The sequence below is a fragment of the Peptoniphilus harei genome (assembly GCF_900454685.1).
In the GTDB taxonomy this organism is placed as follows: domain Bacteria; phylum Bacillota; class Clostridia; order Tissierellales; family Peptoniphilaceae; genus Peptoniphilus_A; species Peptoniphilus_A harei.
In genome coordinates this window covers 704,915-721,463 of the sequence record NZ_UATM01000032.1, presented here as the reverse complement: position 1 = coordinate 721,463, position 16,549 = coordinate 704,915, and the positions used below count along the sequence as shown (strand labels likewise).

At 35.6% G+C, this 16,549-nt stretch carries 16 protein-coding genes; 8 read left to right on the top strand and 8 right to left on the bottom strand.

The window, feature by feature from the left end; translation table 11 throughout:
• Window positions 1–6 precede the first annotated feature (6 nt).
• Window positions 7–1,461, bottom strand: coding sequence for a nicotinate phosphoribosyltransferase (locus tag DRZ96_RS04860; RefSeq protein ID WP_112889793.1), 1,455 nt, complete (start codon window positions 1,459–1,461; stop codon window positions 7–9).
• A gap of 273 nt (window positions 1,462–1,734) precedes the next feature.
• Between DRZ96_RS04860 and DRZ96_RS04855 the strand changes: the two genes are divergently transcribed.
• The 3 genes from DRZ96_RS04855 (at window position 1,735) to DRZ96_RS04845 (ending at window position 5,080) form a co-directional block, all read left to right on the top strand.
• Complete coding sequence (locus DRZ96_RS04855) at window positions 1,735–2,553, top strand: tRNA lysidine(34) synthetase (protein ID WP_070700241.1); 819 nt, start codon at window positions 1,735–1,737, stop codon at window positions 2,551–2,553.
• A gap of 126 nt (window positions 2,554–2,679) precedes the next feature.
• Window positions 2,680–3,891, top strand: a complete 1,212-nt coding sequence (locus tag DRZ96_RS04850) for an FprA family A-type flavoprotein (RefSeq protein WP_112889792.1) — start codon at window positions 2,680–2,682, stop codon at window positions 3,889–3,891.
• Between the two features lie 838 nt (window positions 3,892–4,729).
• Complete coding sequence (locus tag DRZ96_RS04845; protein WP_112889791.1) at window positions 4,730–5,080, top strand: Spx/MgsR family RNA polymerase-binding regulatory protein; 351 nt, start codon at window positions 4,730–4,732, stop codon at window positions 5,078–5,080.
• 287 nt (window positions 5,081–5,367) lie between these two features.
• On the opposite strand, the gene DRZ96_RS04840 is transcribed toward DRZ96_RS04845, so the two are convergent.
• From DRZ96_RS04840 to DRZ96_RS04825, 4 genes are all read right to left on the bottom strand, one after another.
• Window positions 5,368–6,903 carry a ClC family H(+)/Cl(-) exchange transporter gene (locus tag DRZ96_RS04840; protein ID WP_236251302.1) on the bottom strand — a complete coding sequence of 512 codons (1,536 nt, stop codon included), beginning with the start codon at window positions 6,901–6,903 and terminating at the stop codon, window positions 5,368–5,370.
• Window positions 6,884–8,080 carry a hypothetical protein gene (locus DRZ96_RS04835; protein WP_070700237.1) on the bottom strand — a complete coding sequence of 399 codons (1,197 nt, stop codon included), beginning with the start codon at window positions 8,078–8,080 and terminating at the stop codon, window positions 6,884–6,886. The genes DRZ96_RS04840 and DRZ96_RS04835 overlap by 20 nt, the downstream gene beginning before the upstream one ends.
• A gap of 111 nt (window positions 8,081–8,191) precedes the next feature.
• Window positions 8,192–9,544 (bottom strand): MATE family efflux transporter, encoded by a 1,353-nt coding sequence (locus DRZ96_RS04830; protein ID WP_083315492.1) that lies wholly within the window; start codon window positions 9,542–9,544, stop codon window positions 8,192–8,194.
• Window positions 9,537–10,163 (bottom strand): NAD(P)H-hydrate epimerase, encoded by a 627-nt coding sequence (locus DRZ96_RS04825; protein WP_112889789.1) that lies wholly within the window; start codon window positions 10,161–10,163, stop codon window positions 9,537–9,539. The genes DRZ96_RS04830 and DRZ96_RS04825 overlap by 8 nt, the downstream gene beginning before the upstream one ends.
• 294 nt (window positions 10,164–10,457) lie before the next feature.
• Between DRZ96_RS04825 and DRZ96_RS04820 the strand changes: the two genes are divergently transcribed.
• From DRZ96_RS04820 to DRZ96_RS04800, 5 genes are all read left to right on the top strand, one after another.
• Window positions 10,458–11,093: a helix-turn-helix domain-containing protein gene (locus DRZ96_RS04820; RefSeq protein WP_070700234.1), complete on the top strand. Its 636-nt coding sequence runs from the start codon at window positions 10,458–10,460 to the stop codon at window positions 11,091–11,093.
• Between the two features lie 55 nt (window positions 11,094–11,148).
• On the top strand, window positions 11,149–12,585 hold the full coding sequence (locus DRZ96_RS04815; RefSeq protein ID WP_112889788.1) for an MBOAT family O-acyltransferase: 1,437 nt from the start codon (window positions 11,149–11,151) through the stop codon (window positions 12,583–12,585).
• 8 nt (window positions 12,586–12,593) lie between these two features.
• Complete coding sequence (locus tag DRZ96_RS04810) at window positions 12,594–13,622, top strand: hypothetical protein (protein WP_112889787.1); 1,029 nt, start codon at window positions 12,594–12,596, stop codon at window positions 13,620–13,622.
• A 172-nt stretch (window positions 13,623–13,794) separates the two neighbouring features.
• Complete coding sequence (locus DRZ96_RS04805; RefSeq protein ID WP_112889786.1) at window positions 13,795–14,670, top strand: LysR family transcriptional regulator; 876 nt, start codon at window positions 13,795–13,797, stop codon at window positions 14,668–14,670.
• On the top strand, window positions 14,671–15,192 hold the full coding sequence (locus tag DRZ96_RS04800) for a phosphatase PAP2 family protein (protein ID WP_112889785.1): 522 nt from the start codon (window positions 14,671–14,673) through the stop codon (window positions 15,190–15,192).
• Between the two features lie 4 nt (window positions 15,193–15,196).
• Here DRZ96_RS04800 and DRZ96_RS04795 read toward each other — a convergent pair whose 3' ends face one another.
• From DRZ96_RS04795 to DRZ96_RS11695, 3 genes are read right to left on the bottom strand one after another with little or no spacing between them, the layout of a single operon-like run.
• Window positions 15,197–15,886, bottom strand: a complete 690-nt coding sequence (locus DRZ96_RS04795) for a hypothetical protein (protein WP_112889784.1) — start codon at window positions 15,884–15,886, stop codon at window positions 15,197–15,199.
• Between the two features lie 28 nt (window positions 15,887–15,914).
• The gene (locus DRZ96_RS11700) at window positions 15,915–16,259 is read right to left on the bottom strand and encodes a hypothetical protein (protein WP_256584811.1); all 345 of its coding nucleotides are present in this window, start codon (window positions 16,257–16,259) and stop codon (window positions 15,915–15,917) included.
• Window positions 16,216–16,521, bottom strand: a complete 306-nt coding sequence (locus tag DRZ96_RS11695) for a hypothetical protein (protein ID WP_236587164.1) — start codon at window positions 16,519–16,521, stop codon at window positions 16,216–16,218. Before DRZ96_RS11695 ends, DRZ96_RS11700 begins: the two co-directional genes overlap by 44 nt.
• Between the last annotated feature and the right edge of the window lie 28 nt (window positions 16,522–16,549).

Sequence of the window (16,549 nt, the reverse complement as noted above, 5' to 3'; positions counted from 1 at the left end):
TTTATTTTAATTTTTTCCGTGCTTCTTTAATAAGTTGTCCTTTAGTTGCCAAAGTTCTTCTGACAAGTCAACAATATATTGATTTGGATTGTCAAGCCTCTTTGTTTCTTCCCAAAGGGTATCAAGTTCGTCCTTGGCCCTTTGTCTTATTTCGTCAAGACTTGGCATCTTGTAAACAAGTTCTCCCTTGTCATAAATTTGAACAAGGACCTTCTTAACTGTGTAGTCTGTAAGAGTCTTTCTCTTCCAAGTGTAAATTGGGTGGAAGACTTCGTAATTGTCCTTAGGGATTTCTTCATCTCTTAGGGCAATGACGTCACCCATGGCCTTACCCGTTTCATTTTCATAGAATCTGTAAAGTTCCTTAAAGCCTGGTGTAGTAATTTTTGTCACGTTTTCAGAAATTTTAATCTTTGGAGTTATTTTTCCATTTTCATCTTCTGTGGCAACAAGTTTATAAACTCCACCAAAAACTGGTGATGACTTTGATGTGATTAGTCTTTCACCAACTCCAAAGGAGTCAAGCTTTGCTCCTTGGTGGAGGATTGTCCTAATTGTGTACTCGTCTAGGGAGTTGGATGCCATAATCTGAACATCTTCATAGCCTGCGTCATCAAGTATCTTTCTCGCCTTGTTGGAAATATAAGTGATATCTCCAGAGTCAATCCTTATTCCCTTAGGTCTAAATCCACGAGGGACAACTTCTTCGTCAAAGACCTTGATGGCATTAGGGACACCTTCCTTTAAGGTGTCGTAAGTGTCAACAAGAAGCAGGCAGTTGTCTGGATAAACTCTTGCAAAGGCTCTAAAGGCTTCTAGTTCTGTGTCAAACATTTGAACCCAAGAGTGGGCCATTGTTCCAAGAGCTGGCACCCCAAACATCTTGTCTGTCAAGGTGTTGGCTGTACCTGCACAACCACCAATGTAGGCTGCCCTTGCTCCAAGATTGGCTGCAGAATATCCTTGGGCCCTTCTTGATCCAAATTCAACAACTGGTCTGCCCTTGGCTTGCTTAACAATCCTTGATGCCTTAGTTGCAATCATAGATTGGTGGTTAATTGTAAGTAGGACCATAGTTTCAAGCATTTGTGCTTGGATTGCTGGACCTCTTACTGTTAATAGTGGTTCGCCAGGAAAGGCCAAGGTTCCCTCTGGCATTGCCCAAACGTCACACTTAAATTCAAAATCTCTTAAATAAGTTAAAAATTCTTCGTCAAAAATTCCTTTTTCTCTTAAAAAGTCTATATCTTCATCAGAGAAGTGAAGATTTTCCATATACTCGATAAGCTGTTCAAGGCCTGCAACAATTGTGTACTCTCCATTGTCAGGCACCTCTCTAAAGAACATGTCGAAGATAACAGTCTTATCCCTTAGTCCTTCCTTAAAAAATCCATTTGCCATTGTCAGCTCATAGAAATCCACAAGCAGAGTGTAATTTTTCTTTACATTATAATTTACCATTTTATACTTCCTTTTCTTTCAACTAGCCTAGCTAGTTCCCCTTAGTTAATTACATAAATTATATCACAAAGGCCTTTAATTTTATAATTTAATGAACTTTACCTATATATTCCCAAAAATATTTTTATAAAAGACTTCTTGTGTTATAATTTTTAAGCAAAATTTTTAATCGGGATTTTATTTTCATTAGGAAGGTCTTAAAGATTTAGACTTTCTTATCAATAAGTAAATAACTATGCTATAATAAAAACAGATTGGTAAAGGTGAAATTTTTTGGAAAAAGTTAAAAGTATTGTGGACATAGAGAGGTCCCTAATAAAAACTTATAGGAGAGATATTTATAAAAAATTCGTCAAGGGAATCAACAATTATGAAATGATTAGCCCTGGCGACAAGATTGCTGTTGCTATATCAGGAGGCAAGGACTCCCTAACTCTTGCCAAGCTCTTGCAAGAACTCAAGAAGCACAACAAGGTTCCCTTTGAATTAGAATTCATCGCCATGGATCCAGGTTATCTTCCTGAGAACAGGGAAAGGCTGGAGTACAACTGTGAAAAACTTGGGATACCCGTTAAGGTTCACGACTCTGACGTATTTTCTGTTGCAGAAAAATTGTCTGAAGGCGGATCAACTTGTTACATGTGTGCAAGGATGCGTCGTGGCAACTTATACAACAGGGCCCAAGAACTTGGTTGCAACAAGCTTGCCCTAGGCCATCACTTTGACGATGTCATAGAGACAGTTCTTCTAAATATAATTTATGCTGGCGACTTCAAGACAATGATGCCAAAGTTAAAGTCTAAAAACTTTGAAGGTCTTGAACTCATTAGGCCCATGTATCTTGTAAAGGAAGAAGCCATAATTAGGTTTATGAAGTCAACTGGCCTTACTGCTCTTGACTGTGCCTGCACAGTTACCCAAAAGAAGTCTGGCAACAAGAGATTTTTTATAAAAGACCTCATTGAAGAGCTAAAAAAAGAAAACAAAAACGTGGACATCAACCTCTTGCGTGCAACAGAAAATGTCAACATGGAACAAATTCTTGGCTACAAGGAAAAGGGCGAGAGACACAGCTTTCTAGAGTTTTATTAAAATTATATTAATCCTGAATTTTATTGGGATTATGGGGTAAGAAATAATTTGTAATATTAACTATCTTAAATAAAAAGAACAAAGACTTAATTAGGTCCTTGTTTTATGAAAATATAAGGAGGATATATGGAAAATTTATTATCAGTGCCTATTAAAGATGATATTTATTTCATAGGTACAAATGATAGGAAGACAGAACTATTTGAAGGAATGTGGCCACTACCAAAGGGTGTTGCTTACAACTCTTTTGTTTTAAAGGGAGAAAAAAATATACTTTTCGACCTAGTAAGAGTTAACACAATTGACGATTACATTCAAAAGATCAATGAAATTATTGGAGAAAATGAAAAAATTGATTACATAGTAATCAATCACATGGAACCAGACCACACATCTTCAATTAAGTCAATCTTGGATATTTATCCAGATGCAAAGCTTGTTACAAACAAGAAAGCCGTTGCAATGCTAAACAACTTCTACGAAGTTACTGACAACATCATAGAAGTTAAGGAAGGCGAAACTCTTGAACTTGGGAATAGAAAACTTACTTTCTACATGACTCCAATGGTTCACTGGCCAGAATCTATGGTTGCCTATGAAGAAGCAACTAAGACTTTATTCTCTCAAGACATCTTCGGTGGCTTTGGAACACTTGATGGTGGAATCTTCGACGATCAAATCGAATACGATTCAAACTATCTAGAAGAAACTACAAGATACTTCATCAACATCGTTGGTAAGTATGCAAATCAAGCCCTAAAAGCCCTTAAAAAACTAGAAGGTCTTGATATTGAACTAATTTGTCCAGACCACGGACCAATTTGGAGAGAAAACCCACAAAAGATTATCGACATCTACACTTCACTAGCTAAGCAAGAAACTATTGACGGTTGTGTGGTAATCTACGGATCAATGTATGGTAACACAGAAACAATGGCAGAAGCAGTAGCAAGAGGACTTGCTGAAGGTGGACTTAAAAACGTCAAAATTCGCGACATCTCAAAGACTTCAAACTCCTACCTACTTTCTGACATCTGGAGATACAAGGGAGTTATCTTGGGATCATGTTCTTATGACAACAACCTATTCCCACCAATGAACTACCTATTGACAGAAGTTTCTCACCAAAGAATGAAAAACAACTATTGGGGAATCTTCGGTTCCTACTCATGGTCAGGTGGAGCCCTAAAGACTCTAAAGAAATACATGGAAGAAGGCAAGTACGATGTACTTGACACTCAACTTGAAATCCAAGGTGCAGCAACTGACGAAGAATTAAAACAACTTATAGACTTCGGTAAGGAAATGGCTGCAAGAATCTTAGCAAAAGAAGATTAATAAATTTAAATAAAAAAAAATCTCCACTTATGTCACAACTTATGTCACATAGGTGGAGATTTTTTATGTAGATTTTTATTTTATTGTCGATTGTTTTTCCTTCTTTATTTTTTAAATTCATTATTCCATTATTCCTATTTTTATTTCCCTTGTAAACATATTTTATTTCCCTTGTAAACACATATAAAATACAAAAAATTTTAATTTTTTCTTTATAAATCATTTTTGTTATCTGTTTTTTTTATTTTTCAACTTTTTATAATCGCAAGCCTTATCTTCTTTAAAATTTTTTAAATTTCCACAACTAGCTTAAAAAATTCCACAAAAAAAAGAATGTCCTTAATCAATTATCTAAAGACATTCTTTTCAGATTCTTAATTCCATCCAATTAAAACTTTTTGGTTCAATCACATCAATCACCTATATTCTTCTTTTTACCATAGCCCTATATAAATTAACATTCCCGAGAGCTCCCAACTCTAGGACTCCCTGCCATTTATATAAAAACTGAGAGTAAATTAACTTAAAAAATTCAAACTATTTACCATCTTACTTTAATTACATCTTCAATTTCAGTTTATATAAAAGCCTCATTGAAATTAATAAAAGGCTAATAAAATTAATAAAATCAAATACGCTTTTACTTTTTTATTGGATGGAATTGTCATTGTTCACAAATAAGATAAAACCTTAGCAACTCTTTCTTGCTTTATCGCGTTAATCTTATTTGGTACTATTATTATACCACGTAATCTAAAAATGTAAACACTTTTTGCAAAAATTTTTAAAATTTTTTATAATTTTTTTATAGTATAATTTGACTTAGAAGGAGGCTATTATGAACACATTAATCGGATACAAAAAATGCAGCACTTGCAAGAATGTAGAAAAACTTTTGGAAGAAAAAAATATTTCCTATGACTATAGGGAAATCGACAAGGACCTACTAAGCGTAGAGGAACTGAAAAAAATCAAAGACCTAGCAGGAGTTGACATCTATAAACTTTTTAACTCATCAGGAGTGAGGTACAGAGAACTAAACTTAAAGGACAAGAAGAAAGACATGACAGACCAAGAAATTTTTGAGCTCCTATCAACTGATGGAATGCTTGTCAAAAGACCAATCCTTTTAAAGGACGACAAGGCTTACGTGGGACCACAAGTTAAAAAGTATTTAGAAAGTCTGTGAGATAATTAGAAGTTAATAAATTTTTTTATTTTAGAATAAGTTGAAAAAATTTCAAAATCACAATAATTTCAAAAGTTTAAATTAAACTTAAAATCAAAATGCTTTCAAAACTTTTAATTAAAATCAAAATACTTTCAAACTTTTAAACAAAAACGAAAATAAAAACAAAAGAAGTGCAAGAAAACACATCTTGCACTTTTTCTTTTTGACAATTTAAAAAATATAAAAGCACTATCTTGTGTCTTATTACAAGTTTAGTGCTTTTTAATTATTTTAATTTCTAATTTTTACTCGCCTTTAAAAAATTCGTCTATGTCTAGGGCGTCTTCGGCACTTATTAATACTGTGACCTTGTCGCCAAGTAGGATTACGTCATCGGCTCCAGGGACAAATTCACTTCCATCTCTCTCGATGGACATTATTATAAGATGTCTTGGAAAGTTTATTTCTTTTAGGGTTTTGCCCAGATTTTTGAAGTCGTCTGTGATTGTGTATTCAAAGACTGAATAGTCGCCAAGTTCTCTTTCTTTTGGACTGAGTAAATTCTTGTCCTTTAGTTGTCTTTCAAAGAGAGTGTCATAAATTGGTGCGACTTTTAAGGCTTCGGCAACGTAATAGGAAACCATTACTACAATGGAAAGGGCGATCAAGTGCTCAAAAGTCGATGTCATTTCTGATACCAAAATTATTGATAGGATTGGACTTCTCACTACTGATGCTAGGATTCCACTCATGCCAAGGATTATGAAGTTGATGTAAAAGGCATCTAGTCCAAAGGCATTGTGGACTGCAGAGAATATTAGGGCTCCACATGATCCACCTATTACAAGGACTGGCAAAAAGATTCCACCTTGGACTCCTGAACCATAGCAAAAGCTTGTGTAAAATAATTTTACCAAGAGGATTGCCAAGATATATTTTACGGCAAATCTTTCTCTTGCCATATTTTCTAAGAGTCCGTGTCCCCCACCTGTTCCTTCAAAAAACATAAAGCCTACAAGGATTGTAACTCCCATCAATAGGGCGTACTTTAAAATTTTTGAGTTTATCTTTTTGAAGAAATCTTGGAACTTTGTTATTAAGTAGTTATAAGCTCCTCCCACTAGGCCTGTCAAGATTCCTATTAGGATGGCAACCCAAATTAAATTCATGGGTAGGGATTCTGTGACAAAGAAGGTGAAGGATGTCTCTTGTCCCATTATTACAAAGGAAATGTAGTTTGCTGTTATTGATGCAATTAGGGCTGGCAAGAGGACAAATTTTGAATAGGTCTTGTGGAGTTCCTCTATTGCAAAGATGCAACCAGCTAAAGGTGCGTTAAAGGCCGCTGCAAGTCCTGCTGCTGCCCCTGCTGTTATCATGTACTTGATCTCATCTGGTGGCCTCTTTAAGATTTTGCCAAGTCCTTTGGCCGCTGCTCCACCCATTTGGATTGATGGGCCTTCTCTTCCCAGTGAAAATCCCATGAGGTTTCCCAAGCCTCCTCCAAGGATTTTGGATATGAGGGTTGGGACTTCTTCCATCCTAAATTTACCAAGGATTTCGCCACGAATTTGTGGAATTCCACTTCCTCCTGATAGGGGAGCCCATTTCAACAAGTGATGAATTATGAAGGAAATTATTGCTCCCAAGCCTATTAAAATTATTAGGGACCTTGGGTTAAATTCCCCGTATAGGAAGGACCTGTAGAAGTCCATTTTCATTATCACAAACCTATAAAGAACAGAGAATAATCCTGCCAAGGCTCCCACCATTAGAGAGTCTATTAGGATCCTAAATATCAGTTTGTCCTTCTTACTTATATCATTTTTCAAATTTTTCACCCCACATTAGTTCCTGCCAATCTTCTTCCTTTAATTTTAAAATTTCTATATAATTTTTTTCCCTTTCAATTTTTTCTGGGATTGTATAGAAGTTTAAGTTTATTTTTTTTATTTTCGCTCCATCTATATCAGCTATTAGCTTAAACTTCTTGGATCTCACAAAATTATAAAATCTGGCATTGATTAATGTCCTCCCATCGTGGTAGATGAGCTTGTTGGAATCGGGATAGTAGGACATCCTAAAGGGTCTGTCATTTATCTTTCCCCTTAGGGTCCTAAGTTTTTCATTTTCCTCTGGCTCGATGTAGATTCTAGTCTCTGGAAGTTTTATCTCTAAGTAGTCTTTTATAGCTAGGGCATACTTATTGTCGTCTGACTTTAGTTTCAAGAGATTTAGGTCATCATCTGTGTAGATGTAAAAGACAATTTGGTCCCTCTTATCTAGGTCATTTGAAATTTTTGCAAATTCCCTTCTCAAAAGTCTCGCAATATAAGAGTAAGGAAAACTATCTTCTTCATAGTAAAAGCCCTCAATTTTTTCGAAAAGGTCTTTTAGGTCCTTGGACCTCACCTTCAACTCGTAGGACTTGTCTGAAAGTTTCTTCACCTTAGTCCTTCTTATGGTCTCTGCCCATTCCTTTTTCACATATTTCTTAAGCTCTGTGTTTTTTTCAGAAAGGGAAACTGGTGGAAGGAAGAGTTTTTTGTTATTAATGTCATAGCCAAGGTCGGACATGACCTTGGAGTCACGAGACAAGTTCACCATGGTGTTCCTGTCAATGTAAAGTGGAAAATCTGACACGTCTTCTCTATAGAGATAGACGTCACTATTGACGATTTTTTCCCCGTAGGTCTTTATTTCATGGTCTACTTCTCTTCTCTCATGATAGTATCTTTCCTTCTTGTCAGGACTTTGGTAATTGATAATATTTAATTTATCATTTTTATTATCTTCAAGGCTAAGTCTTATTCCGTAGTCGCCAGTGGATTTGACCTTGTTAAAAATATCTGCAAAGCCAAAGTCTTGGATATTCTTATCAACAAAGGCAAGAATCCTGTCGTCAACGGTGTAGAGAATTTCTGCCACCACTTTTTTTGGATAGCGGTTAAAGTTATAGAGGGCAAAAAAAATTCCCAAGCAAAGAAGACTTATTAAAAATAAAGTTTTTTTCTTCATAGTATCACTGCTTTTCTTATATTAAGTATAGTTTACAATAAAGCCTGACTTCATTGCAATTAAAAAAGGCACCAAGCTGGTGCCAATTTGTCATTATCTATAAATTTTCATTTACATATCAAAATCTTTTCTCCATCTTCCAAATTTAAAGTAAAGTACCATGATCACAAAGTTTGCAAAATATGAAACTGGATAGATAATGGAAATTACTCTTATTGAATTGAATATTGGCATTGCAAAGTAAACCACTACAAGCCTAAATATACAAATTGTCAAAAGAGAAATGATCATAGGTCCCATTGCGTGTCCACTTCCTCTTATGAAACCAGAAATTGTTTCTGAAAGTCCAAAACACCAGATTCCAAGACTCAAAATCTTTAGGAAGTCGGCACCATAAGCAACTACATCAGGGTCTGGGTTAAAGATTGCTATTAGTGGACTTGCTAGGAAGTAGGCAATAAGTGATAGAACAAAGGAAATTCCAAATACAATTATTAGGGAGACCTTCATACCCTCACGAAGTCTGTCAAACTTCTTGGCTCCAAAGTTTTGTCCCGAGAAGGTTGTTGCCGCAAGGGCAATGGCTTGTAAGGACATAAAGAGGAAGCCATCAATCCTTCCTTCTGCAGCTACACCGGCTATGGCATCGGGGCCAAAGGAGTTAATCTTTGCTTGGAAGATTACGTTGGTAAAGGAAAGAAGGGCCGTTTGAATTCCCGTTGGGATTCCAACTTCAAAAATCCTCTTGGCTTCAAACTTGTGAAGTTTAATCTCGCTCTTTCTTAATTTATAAGATGAATCAGTCTTTAAGAGTGAGTATGTTACAAGTATTGCTGATGTAACTTGGGATGCAAGAGTTGCTATCCCTGCTCCTAGGACTGACATTTGTAAATATCCTACTAGGATTAAGTCAAGGACAATATTTACTACAGCTGACACACAAAGGAAGTTGAAAGGTCTCTTGGAGTCACCAGTTGCCCTTAGGATTGAGGCTCCCATGTTGTATATAAGTATAGGAACTGTTCCCAAGAAGAAAACCCTCATGTAGGTTGTTGCGTCCTGCAAGATTTCTGGTGGTGTATCCATTATCCTTAGGAAAAATGGTGTTGTTAGATAACCAAAGATAGTTATAAGGAGTCCCGACATAAGTCCAAGGAAGTAGGAGCAACCTACGGACCTCTTTAAGGCTTCCCTATCGTTAGATCCGTAATAAAGTGAAATTATTACGGAAGCACCAGTTGTAAGTCCAAGGAAAAGTCCAATTAACAAGTTGGACACTGGTCCCGTTGCACCAACTGCTGCCATGGGGTTCTTGCCTGCGAACCTACCCACTATCATAAGGTCAGCTGTATTGTAGAGCTGTTGCAAAAAGTTTGTGAGAAGTAGGGGGATGGCAAAGGCAATTATCCCCTTGGGAATGGAGCCTTCTGTCAAGTTTATGTTTCTGTTCATTTTTTTACTCATCTGCATACCTCACAATCCCTATATATATTTTTTTAAGTTCTCCAACCTTACTATTTAGGAGTTGGCCGTCTTTTATGTCTGATATGGCAAAGGTCAAGTTGCATCCAACACAAGCTCCATATTCGTCACCAGTGTCTGGGTCCATGCCTGATGGGATATCAACACCAATAATATAATTGCCATGAGCGTTTATAAGATTTATAAGCTTTTTATAGAAAGAATTTAGGGGCCTGTTTAGTCCAAGTCCAAAGATTGCGTCAACAGTAACTTCATTGACTTCTAGAGACTCTACTAGGTCCTCAAAATTATTTTCGTCTTCAATATATTTTATTTCAGTAAGTTTTTCTAAGATCTCAAGATTTTTTGCAAATTCGTTTGTCATCTTATGTCCAACAACAAAGACTTCAACAAGTTTGCCATTTAAGATTAGGTGTCTAGCTAGGACAAGGCCGTCGCCACCATTGTTTCCCTTACCGCAAATTATTGTGTAGGAATTGTACTGATTAATTTCACGATAAATTCCCATTCCTGCGTTTTCCATTAAAATAAGAGAATCAATTTTGTATTCATCTATTGTTCTCTTCTCTAGTTCCATCATTTTATTTTTTGAAATTGTCACAGTAATCCCTCCTCTATCTTATTATATGCTATTTGCTAAAAATTAAAACCTTATAAGCTTTATTTCTTCTTGTGAATTAAAATTTTTTCAAATTAAATAAAATTCATTAATATATTTAAAAATATTTTTTGTTTAGTAATCTCACAAAGATGATGGCATGGCTCTTATTAAGGCTTTTAAAATTTTAAAAATAAATTAACCCTCTCTATTGATATTAGATATCAATTGTCCTATAATTATCTTAAGCTAAAAAATTATAAAAATTACATAAATAAAATTTAAACAGGAGGAAAAATGACAAATTATCTTAACCTTGCACAAATGACAAGACCAGAGTTGCTTGAATGTGCCACAGAAATCTTTGAAAAAATTTCACCTTGCAGCGAAACTTCTTCTCTTGATGAGATGAAAAGACAAATGGAAAACTTAAACACCTTTCTTTATACATATTTTTTGATTACATATAACAAGGACCTCACATACTTACATGAGGCCTTTGCAAAAAGACTTGAAGGGCAACTTGATGAAGTAGACCTTAAACTATTGGGTCACGACCTAATAGAGGCCTACTCCAATTCTCTTTTAGACGCCATAAGTTTTTCTAAAAATGAAATTATTGACAAGGCCATAAAAATTATTAACGAAGAATACAACAAGGGACTTGGACTTGAAGACCTTGCAGATAAACTTCATCTATCAAAAAATTATCTCTGCTCACTTTTTAAGGAAGAAACTGGCTTTACCTTCTGCCAATACCTAAACACTTTAAAGACAAATAAGGCCAAGAAGCTTCTCCTAGAAGACAAGAAGACCCTCGAATACATTTCTTATGAGTGTGGATTCTCTTCTCAGCCTCACTTTACAATGACTTTTAAAAAGTATACAGGCAAGACTCCTAAGGAGTACAAAATGAGCCTTCTTGCTGGATAATAATTTATTGAAATCCTCTAATTTTTACTATATTATATAGGAATTGGAGGATTTTATGCTTTTTAATTCTTTTGAATACTTAATCTTTCTCCCCATAGTTGTAATTTTTTACAACCTGCTTAGGGGAAAATCTAAAAATATATTTTTGCTCTTAGCAAGCCTTACATTTTATAGCTTTTGGAATGTGAAGTACACCTTCCTCATGGTTCTTTCAATTGTCATCACCTACATGACGGGGATCTACATTGAAAACAACCGTGACTCCAAGACTAAGATGAAGCTTGCTGTCTTTTTGTGCTTTTTTATAAATTTGGGAATCTTATTTATCTTCAAGTACTTTAACTTTTTTATGGACTTGGCAGGGAAAATTTCTGGTGGCAACTTTAACATAGCCCTGGACCTCCTCCTTCCTGTTGGTATTTCCTTTTACACCTTCCAGGCTCTTGGCTACACCATCGATGTCTACAGGAAGGACCTTGAAGCTGAGAGGTCCCTAATTGACTATGCCCTTTTCGTTTCCTTCTTCCCCCAACTTGTGGCAGGACCTATCGAGAGAAGTACTAACCTTCTTCCACAAATAAAAAATCCAAAAAAGTTTTCTTATGAAAATCTTATAAGGGGCCTCCAGTTATTTTTTTATGGAATGTTTTTGAAGTTAGTCTTAGCTGACAGGGCATCAATTTTTGTAAACGACGCCTTTCGTAACTACCAAGATTATTCTAGGGGATTTTTATTAATTGGGGCCTTCCTCTTTACCCTCCAAATTTATTGCGACTTCTACTCCTATTCAATTATGGCAAAAGGGTCTGCAAAAATTCTTGGCATAGACCTCATGGACAACTTCAAGGAGCCACTACTTTCAAAATCCATTACAGAATTTTGGAGACGCTGGCACATTTCCCTTTCCACTTGGTTTAAGGACTACCTCTACATTCCACTTGGTGGCAACAGGAAGGGAAGCTTTAGGAAGTGTCTAAACCTCTTAATAGTTTTTCTCGTGTCAGGACTTTGGCACGGAGCAGAACTTTCCTTTGTCCTCTGGGGCCTTATCCACGGAGTCTTTAACGTAATCGAAAGTTTACTTGGGATAAATAAAAATAGGAAGTCAAATATTTTCTTGGACTTCTTTAGGAGGATCTTGACCCTTCTTATTGTTGTCTTTGCCTTTATCTACTTTAGGGCAGAGACCATCCACCAGGGAAATGATTACATCTTGGGAATAATCAACAATCCTTGGTCCAATAATCTCTTAGAAGAAATTACAAATTCAAAGTTTGGCCTTGCCAACCTCTATCCTCTTGGAGTGGGAATTTTTATCCTACTTGTCTTTGACATCTTAAAGTACAATAGGATAAATCTTGGAGAAAAAATTATAAGACTCGTCCTTCCAATTAGATGGATAATTTATATGGCCTTTATCCTTGGAATTATAATTTTGGGAATTTATGGTCCAGAATTTTCTGAGTCAGCCTTTATTTATTTTCAGTTTTAGGTGGTTAAATGAAAAAATTTTTAAGAATTTTAAAATCAATAGTTTTTCTTGGCATCTTAATTTTTGCCTGCCTACAACTTAATAACCTCTTTATAAGAAAGTCCCTGGCAAAACCCTGGGACATGGGCAATAAAATTGGCGGCTTCTTTAACGAGACTGAAGACTACAATGCCATGTTCTTTGGGACAAGTCATTCCTATTGCTCCTTCGAACCACTTTATATCTATGAGAATACTGGTATAAAGTCCTATGTCTTGAGCTCTCAAAAGCAGCCCCTAAAGATAACGGCAACTTATGTAAAGGAAGCCTTTAAAAGAAAAAATCCTCAAGTGGTCTTTGTGGACATAAACGCTGGGCTTTTTAAAATCACAGAGGACTTGGGAGTTGTGAATTCTTATGCCGACTACCTTCCCATGTCAGTTAACAAACTCAAGATGATAGGGACAAAAGTGCCGAGGGACCTAAAGGCTCCTGCCCTATTCCCCCTTGTTGCCTATCACTCAAGGTGGGACGAACTAAGGGAGGAAGACTACGACTTTGACAAGGAATCTTATGACGACTACTTAAAAGGTTACGTCCTATTAAAGGGTCAGAGCCAGGGCTTCAAGAACGATGTGATTGCAGATGAGGAAGAATTTCTAGAGTCTATAAAAAATTTTGACAATGATGCTTATCTAAACGAAAACTTAAAAGCAATTGATGAGATAATAGATATTTGCCAAAAAAATGGAGCCCAAGTTTACTTTGTTAAGACGCCAGTTTATGCCTACTCCTATTATGCTGACAACATAAAAGCTTTTAGCAAATACTTAGAAGATCGTGGGGCAAAATTTATTGACTTCAACGATTTTTCTCATGAGATGGGACTTACAAAGGATGACTTTTACGACCCTCAACACTTAAATGTCCGTGGTGCAGATAAGTTTAATAAATTTTTCATCGACTACATGAAGAGTGAAGGAGTCTTCCAAGAAAATCTTGCTGACGACAAGGCTTGGTTTGAAGACTTGAAAACCTACCATATAAATAAATCTTGATAGACAGAGCAGTTTTTGCTTTGTCTATTTTTTTTGTATCCTTTTTGTAATGTGGGTATATTCCTGCTTTTCTCTTAACATTAATATTTTTAAAAATAAAATTATAAGCTTTCTTCTATAACTTCTTGATTTTTGCTAAATATGATAATAGAATATGTTTGAGGAGGTTTTTATGACAATTAGAGATTTGGAAATTTTCATTGAAGTTTGCAAGACTAAAAACATGTCTAACGCGGCAAAAAATCTTAAGATTTCACAGCCAACTGTTTCACATGCCATTTCACAAATTGAAAATGAGTACAATGTCAAACTATTCGATAGGATTTCAAAAAAATTATACATAACAGATGTTGGTTTAAGACTTTACGATTTTGCCATAAATATTTTGGAGCAATTTCAAGATACTGTTATTTTCTTACAAGGTTCATCAACTGCACACAACATTAATCTTGGCGTAAGTTCAAACTTTAGCTCTCAATTTCTCCTAGAGATCATAGATGAATATGAAGAAAAAAAGGGAGACATAAAGATAAGAGTTTATGTTGACTCACGTGAAGAGATACTTAAGAAGTTAAATTCTGGAATAATTAACATGGCAATCATTGATGGTGATGCTGGTGTTGAAACAAATATTGCAGAACCCTTCTACGAAGATGAAATTTATATAATTTCGTCAAATCATTCTGACTTAAAGGAAAAACCAGTCCTAACTCACGATGATTTAAAGGACAAGAAGTTTGTCTTGGGTGACCTAGACGAAGCTTCAAAGAAAATTCTTTTCTCCTACTTGAGGGACAAGAATATACCGATCGATATTAAATATATCTGTCAAAACAAGGACATGGTCCTAAATATTGTCAAATCTTCTAATGCAATATCACTTGGTGCCAGGTCTTCCTTCGATGATGACGAAATTATTATGCACAAGGTAGAAGACTTAGCAATTTCTAGGACTTATTACATGGTTTATCACAAGGAAGCCTTCCTAAAGAAAAACCTAAAGAACTTTGTTCAATTTATTAAGGGCAAGTTTAAAGAACAAGAGTAAATGGAAGTTCAATTCTTAAAATTTTTAGAATCAATCCACTCCCCCATCCTAGACAAGGTCATGATTTTTATAACAAGTCTTGGCAATGGGGGAATCTTTTGGATTGCCCTTGGTCTTATTATCTTCTTCCAAAAAAATAAGGACTCAAAAAAGAAAGCCCTTAGTATTTTTTTAAGTTTGATTATTTTTTCTATTGTTGGACTTTTAATCTTAAAGCCCATCATTGGAAGACCAAGACCCTTTATGGTAGAAGCCTTTGACCTCTTGATAAAAGAGCCCATGGGTTATTCCTTTCCATCAGGCCACACAGGCTCATCTTTTGCTGCAGCCTTTACAATTTATTATTACAATAAAAAAGAAGGAGCCCTTACCCTTATCTTGGCTGCCTTAATAGGATTTTCACGTATGTATCTATCAGTACACTATCCAACAGATGTCTTGGCTGGTCTAATACTCGGATACCTGTCAAGTCTTGTGGCTCTAAAAATAATTAAAAATAAGTATGAAAAAACTACCTCATAATTTTTTAAGAGGTAGTTTCTTTTTTTGCAATCTTAATATTTAATTCTTCGCCAAGGCTTCCGTAGATTTCTTGGTATTCTTCGTAGACATTTTTTAGTCTATTGAGGTTGAAGTCAATGGCTTCCTTGTCCTCAAGCATGTCCAATTGATTGAGGGGAAATCTCTCAAATAAAATAGAAATTTCTATTTCAAGGTCTTCCCTCATTTTTTCAAGTTGGTCATTACTCATCTCAAGTTCTTTGGGCCTTTCCTTTTTTAAAAAGTTTTCAAGTCCTTCCTTGTCGCAGGCCTTAAAGGCATTTCTCGCTTGGTCGAATTCTTCAAGAGAAAAGTCGTAAAGCTTGGGACTGTAATAAAATATTGCTTCCCTAAAGAGGTCTTCCACCTGTCTTTGGACCTCATCGTCAGCTAATTTAAGCTCAGCTTCATAGTCTTGGTCTTCTCTTAATTCATCAAGGTCCTTTTTAAATTCTTTCTCTGCTTCTTTTTTTGCAAGGTCTGGAGAAAGTTTATCCAAGAGTTTCAAGTTTCTTCTAACTTTTCTAATATTTAAATTTAGTGTATCTACATAATTTTCTAATTCCCCAAAGATCTCCCTATACTTTTCTTCAGTCTTGGGGATCAAATTTATAAGGGTGTCTTCTCTCACGAAGATAAGCTCTGACACCAAAAATTTCAAATAATTTCTTTCCATATCATCACCTGTCTGGTCTTAAACTTTATTACAAGTCTTCCCCTATGTCAACATCAAAGACATTGTAGGAAAAAATTGGGACCTTCAAAAATCCCCTTAGGTCGTTGTAGTCAATGTAGGACTTGGTCTTGTTCCATCCATCATAAACGTGCAAGAACTTGACCTTCATCCCCTTGAATTTATAAATTGAATAACCTGAGATAACTAATGAATGGTTCTTGTAATAGCCTGATCCCAGGTTCATAACTAGGGGCCTAAAGTTGTCGATCTCATCCTTCACGTGGGAGTAGAAGTTGCCAAGGTAAATTCCCCTTGCCCTTATGTCAATTTTATTTTTCTTGAAATAAATATTGGCAATGTGGGAGATCATCACAGGAAGGGTCCCTATTTTTTTTGAAATAGCCATTTTTCTTGGCGATTGCAAAGACTTCATCATAGATTTCAAATTTGTCCTTGTCTCTAAAGTAATAGTTTATAATCCTTGTTAGGCTTGCTATGGTGCAGTTGTTGTGGCTGTCATCAAAGTCCCTTTGCAAGAAGTCTGGCAATTCTAAATCGCTGGACTCAATAAATCTTGCTCCATGATAATGGTCTTCTATATAAGTATTTAAGTTTGCAATTCTATTTTTTTCCATTTTTTCCTCCCAAGTCCTTTATACCCTT